1 pseudogene is annotated in these 377 nt (G+C 49.1%); it reads left to right on the forward strand.

Annotated elements, in window-relative coordinates:
* A pseudogene (locus ICE90_RS10760) lies at positions 1 to 377 on the forward strand (autotransporter outer membrane beta-barrel domain-containing protein); the annotation flags it as partial.

Raw genomic sequence — 377 nt, forward strand, 5'->3', positions numbered from 1 at the left:
AATCGCTCTGATGCGATCACGATCGCTAATGCCATTAGTGGTACTGGTAACCTCACTCAAGCAGGTCAGAACACCGCCACCTTCACTGGCACTAACAGTTATGTGAACACCACCATCAACAGTGGTGCTACCTTACAAATCGGTAATGCTGGCACAGTAGGTACCTTAGGCACTGGCACCGTAACCGATAACGGTACCTTGATCCTTAATCGCTCTGATGCGATCACGATCGCTAATGCCATTAGTGGTACTGGTAACCTCACTCAAGCAGGTCAGAACACCGCCACCTTCACTGGCACTAACAGTTATGTGAACACCACCATCAACAGTGGTGCTACCTTACAAATCGGTAATGCTGGCACAGTAGGTACCTTAGG

The sequence above is a fragment of the Polynucleobacter sp. AP-RePozz3-80-G7 genome, assembly GCF_018882145.1.
GTDB lineage: Bacteria > Pseudomonadota > Gammaproteobacteria > Burkholderiales > Burkholderiaceae > Polynucleobacter.